This is a genomic window from Flocculibacter collagenilyticus, assembly GCF_016469335.1.
GTDB classification, from domain to species: Bacteria; Pseudomonadota; Gammaproteobacteria; order Enterobacterales; family Alteromonadaceae; genus Flocculibacter; species Flocculibacter collagenilyticus.
Genome location: NZ_CP059888.1, coordinates 2,267,836 through 2,287,326, shown reverse-complemented (window position 1 = coordinate 2,287,326; position 19,491 = coordinate 2,267,836). Strand labels below are relative to the sequence as shown.

Annotated in this window: 15 protein-coding genes; 9 read left to right on the top strand and 6 right to left on the bottom strand. The window is 39.1% G+C overall.

Annotated elements, in window-relative coordinates; translation table 11 throughout:
* Positions 1-10: 10 nt before the first annotated feature.
* Positions 11-1,771 carry a Na/Pi cotransporter family protein gene (locus tag HUU81_RS10115; protein ID WP_199608836.1) on the bottom strand — a complete coding sequence of 587 codons (1,761 nt, stop codon included), beginning with the start codon at positions 1,769-1,771 and terminating at the stop codon, positions 11-13.
* Between the two features lie 288 nt (positions 1,772-2,059).
* On the opposite strand from HUU81_RS10115, the gene ylqF reads away from it, so the two are divergent.
* From ylqF to HUU81_RS10100, 3 genes are all read left to right on the top strand, one after another.
* The gene (gene ylqF, locus HUU81_RS10110) at positions 2,060-2,983 is read left to right on the top strand and encodes a ribosome biogenesis GTPase YlqF (RefSeq protein ID WP_199608835.1); all 924 of its coding nucleotides are present in this window, start codon (positions 2,060-2,062) and stop codon (positions 2,981-2,983) included.
* Between the two features lie 56 nt (positions 2,984-3,039).
* A complete protein-coding gene (locus HUU81_RS10105) occupies positions 3,040-5,445 on the top strand; it encodes a DNA polymerase II (protein ID WP_199608834.1) in 2,406 nt (801 codons plus the stop codon).
* Between the two features lie 298 nt (positions 5,446-5,743).
* Positions 5,744-5,941, top strand: a complete 198-nt coding sequence (locus HUU81_RS10100; RefSeq protein WP_199608833.1) for a hypothetical protein — start codon at positions 5,744-5,746, stop codon at positions 5,939-5,941.
* 64 nt (positions 5,942-6,005) lie between these two features.
* Here HUU81_RS10100 and HUU81_RS10095 read toward each other — a convergent pair whose 3' ends face one another.
* Positions 6,006-8,315, bottom strand: a complete 2,310-nt coding sequence (locus tag HUU81_RS10095; RefSeq protein WP_233520476.1) for a putative bifunctional diguanylate cyclase/phosphodiesterase — start codon at positions 8,313-8,315, stop codon at positions 6,006-6,008.
* Between the two features lie 154 nt (positions 8,316-8,469).
* Complete coding sequence (locus HUU81_RS10090) at positions 8,470-11,232, bottom strand: insulinase family protein (RefSeq protein ID WP_199608832.1); 2,763 nt, start codon at positions 11,230-11,232, stop codon at positions 8,470-8,472.
* Positions 11,233-11,589: 357 nt separating this feature from the next.
* On the opposite strand from HUU81_RS10090, the gene sixA reads away from it, so the two are divergent.
* Entirely contained in the window at positions 11,590-12,102 is a 513-nt protein-coding gene (sixA, locus tag HUU81_RS10085; RefSeq protein WP_199608831.1) for a phosphohistidine phosphatase SixA, read from the top strand.
* Positions 12,103-12,158: 56 nt separating this feature from the next.
* Here the strand turns inward: sixA and smrB are convergent, their stop codons facing one another.
* Positions 12,159-12,695, bottom strand: a complete 537-nt coding sequence (smrB, locus tag HUU81_RS10080; protein ID WP_199608830.1) for an endonuclease SmrB — start codon at positions 12,693-12,695, stop codon at positions 12,159-12,161.
* A gap of 132 nt (positions 12,696-12,827) precedes the next feature.
* Here smrB and prmB point away from each other — a divergent pair, with 132 nt between their 5' ends.
* Positions 12,828-13,784, top strand: a complete 957-nt coding sequence (gene prmB / locus HUU81_RS10075) for a 50S ribosomal protein L3 N(5)-glutamine methyltransferase (protein WP_199608829.1) — start codon at positions 12,828-12,830, stop codon at positions 13,782-13,784.
* Positions 13,785-13,793: 9 nt separating this feature from the next.
* Complete coding sequence (gene aroC, locus HUU81_RS10070) at positions 13,794-14,891, top strand: chorismate synthase (RefSeq protein ID WP_199608828.1); 1,098 nt, start codon at positions 13,794-13,796, stop codon at positions 14,889-14,891.
* A gap of 86 nt (positions 14,892-14,977) precedes the next feature.
* On the opposite strand, the gene HUU81_RS10065 is transcribed toward aroC, so the two are convergent.
* Positions 14,978-16,444, bottom strand: coding sequence for a coniferyl aldehyde dehydrogenase (locus HUU81_RS10065; RefSeq protein WP_199608827.1), 1,467 nt, complete (start codon positions 16,442-16,444; stop codon positions 14,978-14,980).
* A 206-nt stretch (positions 16,445-16,650) separates the two neighbouring features.
* Here HUU81_RS10065 and HUU81_RS10060 point away from each other — a divergent pair, with 206 nt between their 5' ends.
* From HUU81_RS10060 to HUU81_RS10050, 3 genes are all read left to right on the top strand, one after another.
* Positions 16,651-17,214, top strand: a complete 564-nt coding sequence (locus HUU81_RS10060; protein ID WP_199612023.1) for an elongation factor P hydroxylase — start codon at positions 16,651-16,653, stop codon at positions 17,212-17,214.
* A gap of 2 nt (positions 17,215-17,216) precedes the next feature.
* Positions 17,217-18,359, top strand: coding sequence for an ATP-NAD kinase family protein (locus tag HUU81_RS10055; protein WP_199608826.1), 1,143 nt, complete (start codon positions 17,217-17,219; stop codon positions 18,357-18,359).
* 153 nt (positions 18,360-18,512) lie between these two features.
* Positions 18,513-18,788, top strand: coding sequence for a YfcL family protein (locus HUU81_RS10050; RefSeq protein ID WP_199608825.1), 276 nt, complete (start codon positions 18,513-18,515; stop codon positions 18,786-18,788).
* 49 nt (positions 18,789-18,837) lie between these two features.
* On the opposite strand, the gene dsbB is transcribed toward HUU81_RS10050, so the two are convergent.
* A complete protein-coding gene (dsbB, locus tag HUU81_RS10045) occupies positions 18,838-19,359 on the bottom strand; it encodes a disulfide bond formation protein DsbB (RefSeq protein WP_199608824.1) in 522 nt (173 codons plus the stop codon).
* Positions 19,360-19,491: the final 132 nt, after the last annotated feature.

The window sequence follows — 19,491 nt, the reverse complement described above, 5'->3', positions numbered from 1 at the left end:
GCAATGCAATTTAGTACACTGTTTTAGCGATGCGTTTACTAAAATCAAAAATATGCTTTAACTGCGACAACAATTCCACTTCTATTTGATATTGTGCAATATTAGCGCTTGTATATTGTTTAAGTGCATTCATTTGTATAGTTTGCGCGAGCCTCAATTTTTCTTTAATACTTGGCTTTAATTTAATAATGGTGCGTGCTTGTTCTTCGTTATGCAGGTAAACCGAAGAGATGGCATCCTGAAATGCCTGACTAACTTGTTTATGCAACGAATGAATCACATTTAGAGACGCATCAGAAAAATGATGATGGTCAGCGCTTTTATTTCTACCCAGCAACACTAAGTTTGTTTCAATAATATCGCCAATGGATTCAATGGCGTTTGTCGCTTCAATTAAATTAAGTACCTGCTCAGTTTGTTTTTCAGATAGATCATTTTTACTTAACTTAGCTAAATAACTAATAATGGCCTGATGCAGTGCATCTACTTCATCATCTAAATGCTCGATAACGGACAATTTATCCACATCGTGATTAATTAATGCAGGCACAATTGCATTTAACATGTAACTGGTACGCTTTCCCATTCTTTTAATTTCTTTTTCTACTGCGGTAAGCGCCAGTGCTGGCGTATCTAATAGTATTTCCGACAAGTGTTTGGGCTGGGTGGCCTTGCCGTGTAAAACACGTTCCGCTTTATTGGGTATCAGCCGCTCAACTAGTTGTGTTATTTGCTTTGTAAAAGGAAGGAATAATAATGTGTTTGCGATATTAAAGATGGTATGCGCGTTAGCTATTTGTCTAGGCACGTGATTGTCAGATGACAAGTCATTAGAAAGCCACTGTACGGTATCAGCAAGCAGCGGAATAAAAGCTAGCCAAATTAATACCCCTCCCACATTAAATAGCACATGAACCACACTTGCCTGTATTGCTTCTTTCGGTTTACCTATAGAAGCAAGTAAAGCCGTAACACATGTACCGATGTTTGCACCTAGAATAAGCGCTATTCCTGCGGGTAAACTAATAAGCTGTTGGCTGGCCATTACAATAACAATGCCGGTGGTAGCAGATGATGACTGCACAAGTGCGGTGAATAGGGCGGAATAAAAAATAGCTAAGAGTGGGGCGTTTAATTGTTCTAAAAAGATTAATACTTCATTGGATTCTTTTAAAGGCTGCATGCCAGAAGACATGACCGACATACCATAAAAAATAAGGCCAACACCAAGAATAATCCTGCCGATACTAATCACTTTTTCTTGTTTGAAAAAAAACTGAAGAACAAACCCTATGGTGATTAAGGGCATTGCAATTTGCGACACTTTAAAAGCGATGATTTGTGCCGTGATAGTGGTACCAATATTCGCACCCATAATGATGCCAACAGACTGGCCTAAGGTCATCAGGTTAGCACTAATAAAGCCAACCACTAAAACAGTTGTGACAGAAGATGACTGTAAAACAGCCGTTACCAGTGCCCCTGTAGCGGCAGCTTTAGTTGGCGTTTTGGTTAATGAAGCAAGTAACTGCCGCATCTTATCGCCAGCCACTTTTTTCAGTGACTTTGCAAGAATATCCATGCCAAATAGAAAGAGAGCGAGTCCGCCAAGTAACTCAATAATCATCTTATGCCATGGCAATGTTGACGACCAACTATAGCCAGCAACATGTGAGTAAATAAAAAATAATGTAACAAAAACAAATAAAAGTAGGGCGGTAAGTAAAAAAATATTGGCGAACGGAAATAGTTTTATATGCTTTATTTGCATAAGCAGTTCCTTCTTACGTGATCACAATAAAGGGAATGTGATCTAAAAATGCTAAATTAAAGGAGAGAAATAATTCAGCTAACGACGATTAGTTGTTTTTTATTTAGTATAAAAAGCAAAGAGACATTTATAATTTTAGACGCTAAATAGACGTGTGGTTAATCAATTGAGCGGTTTTCTTCTAAGGCCATAAAATTAGTAATTAAAATTATGCTGGTAAGCGAATTGGTATTACTTAACATTTACGGTAAAATTCCCACCCTTTCTTAATTCACAGTAGAATTTGCTATGTCAATAAATTGGTTTCCGGGTCACATGCACAAAGCCCGTAAAGAAATCGCTGAAATCATGCCACAGGTTGATTTAATTATTGAAGTGCTTGATGCACGTATTCCTTCAACCAGCGAAAATCCGTTAGTGCCTGAATTACGTGGCGATACGCCAGTAATTAAAATTTTGAATAAAAGCGATTTAGCCGATCCAGAACAAACCAAAGCATGGCAAGCATATTTAGAGCGTGAAAAAGGGATTAAAGCAATTGCATTAACCCAAGATAATCCTGCACAAATTAAAGAGTTACTAACGTTATGCACGAGAGTTGTTCCGCACCGAAATGCGCAAGACAAGTTACTACGTGCATTAATTTGTGGTGTGCCAAATGTGGGTAAATCTACGTTAATCAATACACTTGCCGATAGAATAATTGCAAAAACAGGAAACGAAGCGGGTGTGACTAAAATGCAACAGCGTATTCGTTTGGAAAACAATATTGTGTTGCACGATACCCCTGGTTTTTTATGGCCAAAATTAGAACCAGAAGATTGTGGTTATCGTTTAGCCATCACTGGTGCAATTAAAGATACGGTTGTCGAATTTGAAGATGTTGCAATGTACGCAGCTGAATTTTTATTAGAGCACTATCCAGCACTTTTAATGAAAAGATATCAATTAGATGAGTTACCCCAATCTGAGATTGAGTTAATGGATGCTATTGCAGCGCGCAGAGGATGTTTGCGTAAAGGTGGCGTGGCAGACCTACATAAAGTGTCTGAAATTTTATTGAATGAATACCGTAGTGGTACTTTAGGTGAAATTACGCTTGAAACACCTGAAATGGTTGAGCAAGAGCTTGCTATTTTGGCAGAGCAAAAAGCCCTAAAAGCCGAGAAAGAAAAAGAGAACCCTAAAAAGAAAAAACGTCGTCGTAGATAGTTTGAGTCAATAATTAAGGTAATCAGTAAGAAAATTCAGCCGGGTGAGCATATTTAATGATAGAGAAAGGTTTTTTGCTTACTCGGCAAAGTAAAGACATAAACGGCAAAACTCAGTTAATATTCTGGCTTGTGACTGATCAAGGTCCTGTTAAAATACAAATCGACGGCGAGCGTCCAGTTTTTTTTATTGTTAACACATATGCGATACATGTGGAGCAATTATTATCTAATGCCAATATTCGCTACTCAGCGTCTTCATTACACTTAAACGATTTCAGCCATGAGCCCGTTACTGCATTTTATTTTCACTCTTTAAGCACATACTTTCGTGCGCAAGACGTCATTAAACAGGCTTCAATTGAGGTACTAGAAGGCGACATTCGGCTACAGGAACGTTTTTTAATGGAGCGCTTCATTTGTGGGTCGATGCTATTTTCTGGTGAACCATGTACCCAGTCGCAATACTTTGCGAAAGGCCTGAAACCTAACTATCACGAGTTTCGTAACCCAAAAGTTAAAGCTTACGACTACACCCCAAGTTTGTCGGTATTATCTATAGATATTGAATGTTCAATGTCGGGAACGCTCTATTCTATAGGCCTATATGGCATGATGGGCAGTGACAGCGAAACTAAGGTTCAAACCGTAATAATGGTGGGAGAGCCTCAACACGCCAGTGTGGATATTATTTGGGTAGCAAATGAACTTGAGTTATTAACTGAATTTGAACGGCAAATTCATCACATAAACCCTGATATTTTGATTGGTTGGAATGTTGTAAACTTCGACTTCAGATTACTCATTAAAAGAGCCGCACTACATAATCGCCAGTTAAAGCTGGGTCGAGATGGCAGTGCTGTTACATGGCGAGAGTCGCGAGCAGACGGTAATGTTGGCTTTGTAAATATTGCAGGCAGGGTAGTTGTAGATGGGATTGATGCGCTAAAGTCTGCGACATACCATTTCGAAAGCTTTAGTTTAGAATCTGTTGCGTCAACTTTGTTAGGCCGTGGGAAGCTAGTAGATGATGTGGAGAATATTCATAATCGCGGCGAAGCAATCACCCACGACTTTCTTCATAATAAACCCAAATTGGCTTCATACAACCTAGAAGATTGTAAATTAGTTTTTGATATATTTGAGCATACGCAAGTATTACCTTACTTAGTATTTCGTAGTCATTTAACTGGCCTACCACTTGATAAAATGGGAGGGTCGGTTGCAGCATTCACTCATCGATATTTACCCAAGCTACACCGTGCAGGATATGTTGCACCCAATTTACCTGCAGATGGCGGGTTAGCCAGCCCCGGCGGTTACGTAATGAATTCGATACCAGGTTTTTACCGCCATGTATTAGTGCTTGACTATAAAAGTCTTTACCCTTCAATTATCCGCACATTTAAGATAGATCCATTAGGGCTAATTGAAGGATTGAAGCGACCAGAAAACGCTATTGAGGGATTTCGTGGCGGTGTGTTCGATCGTGAAAAGCATTTTTTACCCGATATTATCAATGAACTATGGCAACAGCGTGATGAAGCCAAAAAGCTTAATGATGCACCCCGTTCGCAAGCAATAAAGATATTAATGAATTCATTTTATGGTGTGCTTGGCTCGGGAGGGTGCCGTTTCTACGACACTAGATTAGCTAGCTCTATTACTCTGCGAGGCCATCAAATAATGCAGCAAACAGCAAAGTGGATTGAGGCTGAAGGGTATAAAGTGATTTACGGTGATACAGATTCAACGTTTGTATTATTAGATGGCGATTATTCTGAAGAGCAAGCGGCCAGTGTAGGTAAGTCACTAGCAGATAACATAAACCGTCAGTGGGATACGACATTACAGGATGAATTTAGCGTTAATAACCATTTAGAAATTGAATTCGAATCACATTATAAGCGCTTCCTTATGCCGACTATACGTGGTTCTGAAGCCGGTAGTAAAAAGCGATACGCTGGGTTGATTGACAATGGTGAAGAAGAGAAGATTATTTTTAAAGGGCTTGAAACTGTAAGATCTGACTGGACGCCACTTGCCCGTGAATTTCAAACAACGTTATATCAAAAAGTATTTCACGACTTAGATCCTAGCGCTTACATTAATAAAATAGTGAAGCAAGTGATGGCGGGGGAATTGGATCACCTACTATTTTACCGTAAGCGATTGCGTAGAAAATTGTCTGAATATGTTAAAAACGTGCCTCCTCATGTTAAAGCTGCAAGAATGGCTGATGACATCAACTTAAAAAATAATTTATCTCAGCAGTATCAAAATAAAGGCTGGGTTAAGTACGTGATAACCTTAAACGGGCCAGAACCAGCCGAGTATGTGCAAAGTCAGATTGATTACCAGCACTATATTGATAAACAAATTAAACCCATTGCAGACGGTATTTTAGGGTTTATTGATATGAGCTTTGATGATATTAACAATGCCCAGATGGGACTTTTTTAGCGCTAGTTTTACTGACAATAGACAAGCTATTGACGCACAAAATTTCTTGAAAAGCGTTAAAACGAACCGTTCGAAGTTATGCACCTAATATTATTGATATATTTATTATTTGCAGCATTCATTATCTCGAATTTTGGTTAAATTAGTAGAATTATTATTGGCTAATATATGCACAAATATGTATAATCCGCCGCTCAAAATTTATCTGCAATTTGCAGAGTATCGCTAACAACGCAGCTGTTCGGTTGTTAAAAATTTTATAAAGTGCTTCGGTTAATGATTTTGTAAGGTAGTGTGGATGTTGTTCGTAGTTTTAGCGTTGTTGTTGTCTTCGTTGTATTTTTATGTTCAAGCTTTTAAGTCTGGATTATGTCAAAAAAAATGGGCGATAGCAGGGTTAGTATTCGGGCCAATTCTGTTGCCAATGTTTTCAATAAAAAAGCAAGTTCACTTTAGAAAGTCTGTTGGATTTGGCGCGGTATTATTGCGGGCATAACTACGGGCATAACAGCCGTTAAGTTAATTAACGGTTTCTATAGCAGGCTTTTTAGTGTGGTTGATTAACTTGATTGCAGCTGAATCACTTTCGCTTGCTTCTTCTGTGCTTTAGCATTTTGTTCAGCAAGTTTTTTTGCTTTAAGCTCGTTTTGCTTAATAACAAATGCTTCAAAATCTTTAGATGAAAGAGGCTTGCTGTAAAAATAGCCCTGAAGTACTTCGCAGTTTGCACCTTTTAAATAATTCAATTGTTTTTCACTTTCAACGCCTTCAGCCACCACATCTAAGTCAAGGTTATGAGCAATAGTAACAATGGTATTCACCATTGCTTGTCCTTGCTTGTTATCTACATCATCAATAAATGCTTTATCAATTTTTAATGTGTTAAGTGGAAATTGCTTCAAATAGGCAAGAGAAGAATAGCCGGTACCAAAGTCGTCCATTGCTAGATGAATACCGCGAGACCGAAGCTTTCTCATCATTTTGATGGCTTCGGTGGGTGAGTTCATTACTGTACCTTCAGTAATTTCTAATTCTAAGTGGCTTGAATGTAAGTTAGCTTCGTCAAGTACTTCATCTATTAGCTGGCATAAGTTTGGCTGTGAGAATTGTCGAGCCGATAAATTTACAGCAACCCTGCCATCAAATATGCCTGCGTCAATCCAACGCTTAACTTCTTGGCAAGACTTTCTAAGTACAACTTCACCAATCTCTACAATTTGCCCAGTTTCTTCTGCTACGGGTATAAAGGATGCTGGGCTAATTAAGCCGCTTTTAGGTGTAACAAAACGAACCAGTGCTTCCATGCCCATTAATTTACCAGTACGCAAGTCCATTTTTGGTTGATAGAAAACTGAAAAATAATCGTTCTTTAATCCATGACGTATTAAGTTTTCAATTTGTAAGCGCTTAACTGCTTGCTTATTCATTCGGTCGCTAAAAAAGAGGTATTTATTCCCATCTTTCTTGGCATGGTACATGGCGGTGTCTGCATTTTTTAGCAAACTTTCTGGCGACTGACCGTCTTCAGGAAATAATACAATGCCAATACTGCTGCTGATCACAAGTTCATGTGAATTTACAGGGAAAGGGCGATTAATGATTTTTAAGATGTCTTTAGCGGTAGACGTGATGGTGTGGATATCGTTTGTGTCTTCAAGTATAAGCGCAAATTCATCGCCGCCAAGGCGGTAAATGGAATCATGCTGTCGAGTTATGCTTTTTAATCGTTCTGCAATTCTACAAAGTAGATTATCACCCAGCTTATGGCCCAAAGAATCATTAATCTTTTTGAAATTGTCTAAGTCGAACACCATTAATGCATGTCGTTTATTTTTATTCACTAAGTTTTGCATATTAGTGTAAAACAAGTTGCGATTTGGTAGCCCTGTTAACTTATCGGTGGTCGAAATTCTTTTGAGTTCCGCTTCATTTGATTTTCGTGTTGAAATATCTGAAAAAACAGCAACGTAATGCAGTATTTGGTTATTATCACCCTTAATAACATCCATGGTGAGTTCTGCTTGGTACTTTTCACCGTTGGCGCGCTCTGCATCTATTTCGCCATACCAGCTTCCATGTTCGTGTAAACATTTAATCACTTTTGCAATGTATGTATTTGGATACTGTGAAAAGGCAAGCTTTTGCCCCAAAACGGCTTCACGATCTTTGCCAGTAATCCGAGTATAAGAAGGGTTTATTTCAATGATTTTTAAGCTGCGATCGTATATCACGATACCGTCTGAAATATTGTCGATACATTTTGCAAATAATGATAGGCGCTCTTGCGTTTCCTTCATTTGGCTGATGTCTTTTACCGTGCCCGTCATACGAACAGGGGAATGTCGGTTATCTGTTTCGACTACCTTGCCTCGGTCAAGCATCCAGCGCCATTCATTTTCTTCATTTTTAACACGATAGGTGACTTCAAAGAATTCTGTTTTTTCGTGTAAATGATCTTTCAGTGCTTCGGCTACGCGGTTTACGTCTTGTGGATGAATATGATTTTTATTGGGAGGAAATATGCCGCAAACATTTATCGTTGTATCCGCTTTTTTGATATTGTTAGATCGAACTAGTACGCCTTGCGCAATATTCCAATCCCACATTTGCTCACCGCTAGACCACAAAGACAGTCTTAATCTAGCTTCACTTTTTTCAATTTTTCCTTGGTACTTTCTCAGGCTAACAATACTGATATAGGCAAAGCAGAGCGCCAAACCAGAGGTAATTAATAATATGCCAATAATATAAGGGTTTTGCCACGAGATGAAGTCACTTAAAGAGCTCGCTTTTTCAGATGTTTGGGCGCTTACAAACGCAGGAAGTATCATCATAAAGATGAGTATGAGGGGATAACGCTTTTTTAACATGCTTTTATTCTTAACGTACTGCATAACGCTATATTATCAATAACTTCAACTAAAATAGGCAAAATACCAAGCTAGTAAAGTAATCTATCCCCAGTCCATAGTCAACGATTAGCTAACATCTTCAATCTCTGGTGATTCTATTTAACCATTACCGTTAACGATTAATCACAGGTAACATTTCACTGAGCTCACTTAATGTAACGGGTTGATAGTGCTTAAATGACTCAGTACCCAGTTCATCGCACGGCGAGGCTAATACAATACAATCGTTACCTTTTTGGAAAATATTTTTAGCAAATGCAGCGACTTGCTTTTGCGTTAATGCCTTTATAGCTTCAACGATTTCTTGTTTAGCATTGAAGTTTACGTCTTTATTCGTAATGGCCATCCAAAATCGTTGATTTTGCATCATTAGACTTTCATCTTTTTCCATTGCCTGTAGTTTTAAACCCTCAACAGCGTGTAGCCAGTCGTCTTCGTCAATATCAACAATCACCTTTTCAATATTTTTAAAATACGTTTCGCAAGCAGTTAATAACTGTGAGCTGGTAAAGTTAGGAGATTGAATATAAAACGCGATAGCAGGATAGCGATTCAATGGCAAATAACCAGCGCCAACCAGATATCCCACTTGTTGTTTGGTACGTAATTCTTGAAAAAAATGGGGGGACAAAATGTGATTAAGCATCATGTATTTTGCAATGGTGTCAGCATCATTATCAGGGCTTTGAAAATACACAACAAGTGCCGTATCTTGATGATCTAACGTTTGCTGGCTTATCAAGCTTCCCTTATTTTTAATCGCTAATAATGGCCGTTCTACTTCTTCACATAACTCGCACTGCTCAAATTGTTGTTTAATGGTTTTGATTAACTGCTGTGCATCAGACTCATGCCAGTTACCGTGCATAAATGCTTCAATATGAATATGGTCGAACAGTGTTCCTATAAATAAACAAAATTCGTTGAACTCAACTTCATCGATTATTTCAGCGAGTTCATGTGCACAAGGCTGGTTAGGTTGTAATGTCGAACTTAAACTATTAAATAACCGAGAAACGGGTTTGCTTTTATTACTATTTGCCCAATGCTTTTTAAGTTGATGTTTGATTTCATTAAATCGCATTTGGTTAGGTTGGTATGTCCGAATCGATGAGATCACCCGCTCAATCAATGCCGTTTGATTAAAGCTAAGACCAGAAGTGTGAATGCTTAAACCACCTTGATGAGCGTAAACATGGTAGTGCATACCAGCGAGCTCTGCAGGGTAAAGAGGCTCAATGATTGAATCAATGAACAGGTCAATCATTAAGCGCAACATGGCATTTGCTTTTAAATCTTTCACACCATTTGGGCAGTCTAGTGCAACAAACACGCTTCCCTTGGGCAATCTAAATTTAGTGTCTTGTTTAAACCAAAAGTTAAAATAGTCATGTGTATGCAGTAAATAAGGTAGCTCAGTGTCTTTTTCTATTTCCAATACTCTTGGGTTGGTTTGAATGTATGGATTTGGCTCAGGCAGTTGAAACTGTCCAGCGGGGCACCTTACGCTATCTAAATAAGTTAAATATTCTTCTGGTAAAGCTGTGACTGAATAAGGTGTGTGATACCACATAGCTTTTTTATTGCAGTCGGCATCGGGAGATATGGATATGATACGCAAGTTATCGGTAGAAAGGTATTTAAGCAGGTTTGCAACTTCATCTTCGTCAAACTCTTCCATGGCATAGTCACCATAAATGTAGTCTTGTTCAGGGTAATGTTGCATGTTCACGCTTAAATTACTCACCCAAGTAATAGGCTTGGTTTTTTCTTGGAACTCGAATGACTGCATAACCAAGGCTTTTTTGTCGTCATATAAATAGCTTGGTAGGTGGGTATTCTTCAAAAAATCGATATATTCGAAAATATGTTCAATGATTTCGTCTCTGTACGCTAAGCCTGCTTGTGTAAGATTAATGCTTATATTGAAATCTTTAAAGTTGCTACCGCTAATGCCTCCACCAGCGGATAAGCCATTAATCCAACCATGGCGCTTAAGCAAAGCCATTAACGAGTGGCTACCTTCATAGCCAATTAAATGAGAAATAAAACTTAAAGACTTGGTGCGATACATATGATCGATTGCAGGCATCGCAAAGCTAACAATTAGCTTATACATCGGTTTTTGTGGTTTTAGTTCAATCCCTAAGCGTAAATTTTCATCTAAGTATAAAGGAGCTTCAATGGGTGTTTTTTCTTTATTAGAGCCAGGAATTTGCTCAAATAGTGTTTTAATTGTGGCTTCGGTTTCTTCAATAGGGTGAGGTGTTAACACTGCAAGTGTCATTAAACCAGAGCTATAGTGCGATTGATAAAACGAAAGCAACTCATGACGTATACTTTCTTCCCTATCTTCTAGAGTTTCTGTGTTACCCACAGAAAATTTCGCAAATGGGTGAGCTGGATTGAGAGTTTCTTTGTGTACTTGGTAGATTCTGCGCCCATCATCTTTGAGCTTCATTTTATATTCAGCTTCGATTGAATGACGTTCTTTTTCGATTAATGCCTCACTAAGCAATGGGCAGATAAAAAAGTGTGCAAATCGGTCTAACGCGCCGTCGAAATGATGGTTATTTACGTCAAAAAAATAGCTGGTATGCTCTGTGCCCGTCCACGCATTGTGTGAGCCACCATGCTGGCTAACGAAGTGTGGAAACTCATTGGGATCAGGATATTTCTCAGTGCCTAAAAAAAGCATATGTTCTAGAAAGTGAGCCATACCTTGTCGATCTATCGGATCGTCAAAATGCCCAACATTGACGGTTAATGCAGCAGCAGATTTTTTGGCTGTAACGTCTTGAACAATAGTGACTTTAAGACCATTAGTAAGCGTCAGTGTTTTATATTTTTTTTCGTCATTGCTACTTGTGATCAAATAAACACCTATGATTATTTAAAATTCATTTATTAAGCGTAATATGCTTGATTTTTCGACTGAACATAACGCCAGTAATATGCTAACTATAGACGATAACCTATTAATTATTTATTGCTTTTTGAGTAATACAGGCAACTTAAGTTCAAACTTAAACATGAAATAGTGATAATAAAACTAACTTTGCAAATTGTAGTTCAAAAAAGTCCTCTTACTATTAATTTGCATTATAATTTTTAGTATATAGTGTAATTCCTTAGCGCTATAGAGGGATTTGATATAAGAAAGGCGTTCTGGTGCTAATACAAGTAATGGTAAGATACATACATGGTTTCTCGCGAAGTTAGGTGTGCGGGTATGATAGATATTTATATTATTCGACATGGTCAGGCTGAAGCGCACTGCTCAATAGATGCAGAGCGTAAGTTGACTGAACGCGGTGTTAATGAAACACGTAAAACGGCATCTTGGCTTGCAGGAAAGCTTTTAGCAAAGCAGCCTGTAACACCACTTTCTTTACTCAGTATTAATAGTCCTTACATCCGTGCCGCACAAACAGCTGAGATTATTGTAAATAGCCTTGAAGCTGAGCAGAAAGCGACTTCCATTAAGCAAATTGTTACTGACGATCTAATTCCAACGGCTAGTCCAGAATTAGCTTACGACTATATAACTGCGTTAGTTGATACCCATCAGGTAGACCATGTTATTGTGGTTAGCCACATGCCATTAGTTACCTTTTTAACAGAGTGTTTTACGTTGGGCGTAACGAGTCCGTTATTTATGACGGCAAGCTGTGCCCATGTCCGTTATGACATGGCTAACATGCGTGGTGTATTTGAAGAAATGGTATCACCAGACGATTTGTGAACCCGTGTGTAATGAGTAAGGCAGCAGTGGTAAAGAGACGTTATTGATTGAATTTGTTATCGAATGTCTTCGTTAACATCTAGCAGAACGAGCAACGCACCTTGTCCTCCCCACTCTAAAGGGGCTTGATGAAAAGCGAGTACATCGGGATGTTGCACTAGCCAATGTGGTACTTTTTGTTTAAGAATATACCCGCCTAAGCCATGAACAATACAAACACATTTCACATGTTGTTTTTTGGCTGCATAAATTAGACTAGTGATCTCCACTTTTGCATCATCTTTACGTAAACCATGTAAATCTAATATCAAGTCAGGATAAAAATCGCCACGTCTAAGTTGTTTTGCTAAATAGCTTGGCGCAGTTGGTTTAATATACTGCATCGGGCCATGTTGAGGTAATTCGGGTTCGAATTCGTCCGAAAAGTAAAAGTCAGCGTGAATGCGCTCACGTTTCGTGATGACTTGTTGCTTTTTCTGCTTGCTGCTAGTGGGTTTAGGGTGTATTTTGTCTTGCTCAATCTGGCGAGCGCCACTGAGTGTTTGTTTAAACAGGACAAGATCTTCGTTGGTCACAGAATTTTTCTTTTTCATGGCGGCAGTCTAATCAATTTAGCCGTAAAATAATAGGGTAGCATTTACTTTTTAAGCCGTATTTATAGGTTATATAAATATAGGCTTTAAATACAGCAACCCATAAAAACTCTCACGTACTTGGAGCATATTTTGGATAACCAAACTATTAATGAAGCAATTAATGATCTACATACAATAAGTGATTTTATACGTTGGTCTGTTAGTCGATTTAATGAAAGTGAGATTTATTATGGCCACGGTACAGATAATCCGTGGGATGAAGCATTGCAATTAGTAACGTTTGCATTGCATTTGCCATTTAATATAGATGATCAAGTAAAACAGTCTCGTTTAACAACGCAGGAAAAAGAAGCGGTAGTGAATATTATCGCTCGTCGAATCAACGAAAAAATTCCTGCGCCTTATATTACAAATCAAGCTAATTTTGCAGGTTTACCATTTTATGTTGATGAGCGCGTACTAGTACCACGCTCGCCGATTGCTGAGCTAATTGATACCCAGTTCTCACCGTGGTGGCCGTTCCATAAGCCAGTACAGCGCATTTTAGACTTATGTACAGGATCAGGTTGTATCGCTATCGCTTGCGCTTACGCATTTGAAGAGGCAGAAGTTGATGCCGTAGATATTAGTGAAGACGCGTTAGCAGTTGCAGAGCATAACATTCAAGAGCATCAACTGGACAATCGTGTTTATCCTATCCAGTCAGACGTTTTCGACAGCTTAGTAGGCGCTAAATACGACATTATTGTAAGTAACCCGCCGTATGTTGATGCAGAAGACATGGCGGATTTACCTGATGAATTCCATCATGAACCAGAGCTGGGCTTATCATCAGGGCATGATGGTCTAGATATTACACGAAGAATTTTAGCGCAAGCGCCTGATATGTTAAATGAAGGTGGAATATTGATTGTAGAAGTAGGCAATTCGATGGTGCATATGGAAGCTGCATTTCCTGAACTGCCCATAACTTGGATAGAGTTTGAGCATGGTGGTCATGGTGTATTCTTTATTACAGGTGAAGAATTGACTGCCTACAATGCAGCGCAGCAAGTAAAGACAAACGCTGAATTACCAAAAGAATAAGGAATAAATATGTCTGGAAATAGTATTGGCCGTTTATTTACCGTTTCTACTTTTGGTGAAAGTCACGGAGTCGCCCTTGGAGGTGTGATTGATGGTTGTCCGCCTGGATTAGTCATTTCAGAAGCAGATTTACAGCGCGATTTAGATCGCAGAAAGCCAGGACAGTCTCGTTATACTACAGCCCGCCGAGAAGCTGATGAAATTAAGATTTTATCTGGTGTCTTTGAAGGAAAGACCACAGGTACATCAATTGGGGTGTTAATAGAAAATACAGACCAACGCTCGCAAGACTATTCAAATATTAAAGATACGTTTCGTCCGGGTCATGCTGATTATACATATCAACAAAAATATGGCTTTAGAGATTACCGAGGTGGTGGCCGTTCATCAGCTAGAGAAACGGCAATTCGTGTAGCCGCTGGTGCCATTGCGAAGCAGTATTTAAAACAAGCGCACAATATAGAAATAGTCGGCTATTTGTCTCAGTTAGGGCCTATTACTGCAGAGACAATCGACTATTCACAAATTGAGCAGAACCCATTCTTTTTTCCTGATGAGAATAAGCTAACTGAATTAGATGAATATATGCGTCAGTTAAAAAAAGACGGTAACTCAATTGGCGCGAAAGTTTCAGTAGTTGCTAAAAATACTCCGGTTGGGCTGGGTGAACCCGTGTTTGACCGATTAGATGCTGAAATTGCACACTCTCTAATGAGTATAAATGCGGTTAAAGGTGTAGAAATTGGCGCTGGTTTTGATTGTATTACCCAGAAGGGCAGCGAGCATCGAGACATTATGACGCCAACAGGTTTCGAGTCGAATAATGCGGGTGGTATTCTAGGAGGAATATCTACTGGGCAAGACATAGTGGCGCATATCGCTTTAAAGCCTACATCCAGTATTAGTGTTGAAGGCGAGACGATTGATATTCATGGTCAGGCAACCAAGGTTATTACTAAAGGTCGCCATGATCCTTGTGTTGGAATTAGAGCCGTACCAATTGCGGAAGCCATGTTAGCTATTACGTTAATGGATCATTTACTAAGACATCGAGCTCAAAATATTGACGTGCGAAGCAATACACCTGATATTGCAAATATTAAATAGCCAAGCTAATGGGTTTTAGTATTGGGTGATGTTAAGGCGGTGTTTATTTGAATTTACAACCGCCTTTTTTGTTATTGCTAAAGCACTTACTTCCTAACAAATAGTTTTAACACTAGGTCGATCATTGACTTTTTGTATGGCGGAAAAACAAACTGGGTAGAAAAGAACTTCCCTTTACTGTGAATGCCACGGGCTTTGGAAAACGTTAAAAAGCCTTCATGACCATGATATTGACCCATTCCAGATGCACCAATACCGCCAGCAGGTAAATCTTCTTGTGCAAAGTGCACCAAGGTATCGTTTATTGTAACTCCACCAGAATGGGTTTGTTTAAGTAACTTTTGCTGATGCTGCTTCTCAAAACTCATAATGTACAGTGCTAATGGGCGAGGGCGCGCGCGAATATACGCAATTGCATCATCAAGATTGTCGTAAGGTAAAATCGGTAATATTGGACCAAATATTTCATCACGCATAATTTGCATATCGTCAGTACCATTTAGCACCAGCTGAAGAGGCATGCGTCTATTTTCGTAATCCTCGACAGGCTTTTCTGACATTGAAATAACATCTGCGCCTTTCTCTTTAGCTTCATTCAACCACTCCATTAATCGACTATATTGCTTGTCATTGACGATATGAGTGACGTCAGCTGTTTTATCGAAATCCGGATACAATTTAGCAAATCGTGCTTTAAGCTCGGTAACTAAGTCAGCAATCTTGTCTTTAGGGCATAAAATGTAATCTGGTGCCACACAGGTTTGACCTGCATTGACACACTTGCCAAATAAAATACGTTTAGCAGCTTCTTTTACCGGCATATCAGGCGCAATAACAGTCGGAGATTTTCCACCTAATTCAAGCGTAACAGGTGTTAAATTTTCAGCCGCTGCTTTCATTACATGTTTGCCTACGGTGGTAGAGCCCGTAAACAAGATATGATCAAAAGGAAGGGAAGAAAATTTTGCTGCCACATCGGCTTCGCCTTCGATGATTGCTACTTCGTTTTCATTAAAGCAGCGTGCAAGTATCACTTTTAATGTGGCATTTAAATGTGGAGTAAATTCAGACATTTTTATCATTACCCGATTACCCGCACCAATTGCGGTGATAAGCGGACAAAGTGATAAATAAATAGGGTAATTCCACGGTACAATAACGCCAACCACACCTAGTGGCTGATACATAATACGATTATTCCCTGGCTGGAATAACATGTGGGTTTTTCTGCTTTGTGGCTTCATCCATTTTTTTAAGTGCTTAATCGTATACTTAATGTCGCCAATGGTAGTCATCACTTCTAAAAAATAGGTTTCGTATTCTGAACGATGGCCAAAGTCTTTACTAACAGACTCAGCGAGTTGTTCTTTATATTCAAGTAACTGGTTTTTTAGCGCAGAAAGTTTGTTTATACGCTCTTCAAGCGAAGGGTAAGGATGACCATTGTATGCATCTTTTTGCTGGGAAAATATTTGCTGTAAAGTACTGCCAACACAATCTACATTAATTAAGTTATTTGGCTGGTGCGCAGAAGGTTGTGATGAAGAATGCATAATTATATTGCCTTATTATCCTATAAGTTGAGGTAAATACCGCACGCGTGTAAAGCTTACTGTAATAGTTTAAATGTGTTTTGCAATAGTTATAGGCCGTTAAAGTGAACAATGTTCACATTTGGTAAGGATAAATAGGCTGACGAACCGTGTTAAAAGACGTAAAATCGCTGCTTATTTTTTATTGGCGACACTATTTTTGTTGTATGCATCATTACTCTGACTTAATTACATTATTTGATAATACCTTTTATGAAAGCTTTAATACGCGCTTAATAAAGGGAGTCGACGAGCCCGTTTACTTACCTGCTAACAGTGAATGTTGTTATCATCAAATTGTGTTTGCACATGGTTTTTTTGCAAGTGCACTGCATGAAATTGCACATTGGTGCTTGGCGGGGGCGCAGCGCAGGTTACAAGAAGACTATGGTTACTGGTATAACGGTGATGGTAGAGACAGTGAACAGCAAGCTGCATTTGAAGCCGTTGAAATAAAACCTCAGGCAATAGAGTGGGCGCTTTCTGTGGCTGCAAATTTTAACTTTAACGTCTCTTGCGATAACTTAGATGGTGTTGAGCCAAATCGCAGTGCATTTCGTCATAAAGTGTTGCAGCAAGTAGATGAATACCTTGAGTTGGGTTTTCCGCCTCGTGCACAGCAGTTTATTAATGTGTTGGCTCGTTTTTATGGCACTGAGTTACCTCTTAATAAAAGTCATTTTGTAGCAAGTAAACGATTGGCTAATAAGGTTGAAGAGCAGGTTTATTAATAATGAATGAAACGGCAACTCGCAAATATAAGCTTGGCTTAATCATTAATCCTGTGGCTGGTGTAGGAGGCTCCGTTGGCTTGAAAGGAAGTGACGGTGAAGAAACGGTGGAAAAAGCACTTTTATTAGGCGCTAAGCCGCTAGCTAACCACCGCGCTGAAACCGCGCTGTCAGTTCTTTCATCGTTAAAACAGCAAATAGAGATTTATACCGTTAACGGCAATATGGGAGCAGAAACGGCTGAAAAGCTCGGTTTCGACACTCATATCGTATATCAAACGGCGTCGGATAAAACCACAGCCAATGACACAGAAGCCGCTGTTGCTGCTTTGTTGGCCCAAAACGTTGATCTAATTTTATTTACGGGCGGTGACGGCACCGCTAGAAATGTATGCAACGTGATGGATGAGGTGACGCCGGTGTTAGGCATTCCTGCAGGCTGTAAAATTCACTCTGGTGTTTATGCTATTACACCAAAAGCGGCTGGAAGAGTGGTGGAAATGCTTATGCAAGGTGAGTTGGTTACGCTTTCTTTAGCTGATGTGATGGACATTGATGAAGACGCTTTTCGTCAAGGTATTGTTAGAGCGCGTCGCTATGGTGAGATGCTTACAGTATCAGAATTGCAATACGTACAAGCGGTAAAGATGGGAGGCAAGGAGTCTGACGAGTTAGTGCTTGCGGATATCGCCGCGCAAGTGATTGATCAAATGGATGACGATTCTTATTATGTGGTTGGCTCAGGCTCTACAACCCAAGCCATAATGGATGAAATGGGTTTACCGAGTACCCTTCTAGGGGTAGATGTAGTGTTTCAACAAGAGCTTGTTGCAAGTGATGTAACTGCGAAACAGCTACTAGAATTTGCCCAGCAAAAGCCGACTAAGTTAATTATCACTTTGATTGGTGGGCAAGGGCATATATTTGGGCGTGGAAATCAGCAATTAAGCCCAGCGTTTATTAAATACATAGGTAAAGAAAATATTACTGTCGTTTGCACTAAATCCAAGTTAACTGGTTTAGGTGGACGAGCGCTAATTTCTGATACTGGTGACAGTGATCTTGATCACTGTTTATCGGGGTTAATTAAAGTCACCACTGGTTATAATGATATGGTTATGTATCCTGTCAGAACCGTAAATTAGTGCGTGCTGCTTATCACCTTTTAGCTTATATGCATGGACTAACGCTAAATTTATTACACGCTACGTTATACAAATATCGGCAAACTACTGAATTGCATGACATAGCTATTAAATTACTTTAAACATAGACAAGAAATAATTAAGAATATTTACATGAAATTAGAACAGTTTTTAGATAAAGCCAATCAATTCTTCGATGATATGGTGGTAAACGGTACCGACGATGAGCTTTTTGCAAGTGGCTACTTTCGAGGACACTTTGATTTGGCCTTGGCTGCGTTAGAAGTTGATAATATTGACTTTAATATTCCAGCACTCGATTCAAAAATTAATCAAAGTCTAGAGGTAGCGTTTAAAAATGGTGAGTTGGTTGAGGCCGATCAAGCATTAGTTAATAAAATGTGGGCTAATTTAAAGCAGGAAAGCTAACTTTTACAGGGTTGACATACCTAAACATCAACCCTGTAAGTAATGCTGATTAGATGAGCTTTGCGTGTTTAAACCGAATGATAAACATCAGTGCAAATACTACACTGTAGGCTGCAAACACAACAATCATCCATTGTGGCATCGAAAAGCCTAAAAATTGCCAATCGATACTGTCGCAACTACCTGTGGCTTCGAAAATAGAAGGTATCCAGTGGTGCAGTGGCATCCATGAAGGAAAATTAGGCTCAATCTCGCACGTGAAGAATGCAAATGGATTAGTATTGGTTTGCATTTCTACATGCTCAAGTGCGATAAGCGTTCCCCAAATAGCACTTACTCCCCAGCCGATAAAACCAGCTAGTCTAAATAAAATATTTTGAGGCGAGATTGCAGCAATAATAGCGGCGAACAAAACGCCAAATACAGCCGTACGTTGATAAATACACATGATGCAAGGTTCTAACCCCATGCCATATTGAAAATAGAGTGCAATTATTTCAAAGGCTAACGCAGTAACTGCTAGTATAATCCAAGGCCATCGTTGAGTAGGCCAATTACCAATATTACTCATTTCTTATTATTTACCTATTTGTTTGCTAAGGGCGTGGTTAAATTCTGTTAATTGCAATGCGCTCGTTGTCGAACCACGGCTTATAACATTATTTTAAACAGTATAATAAAACAAAACCGCGAAAAATCGCGG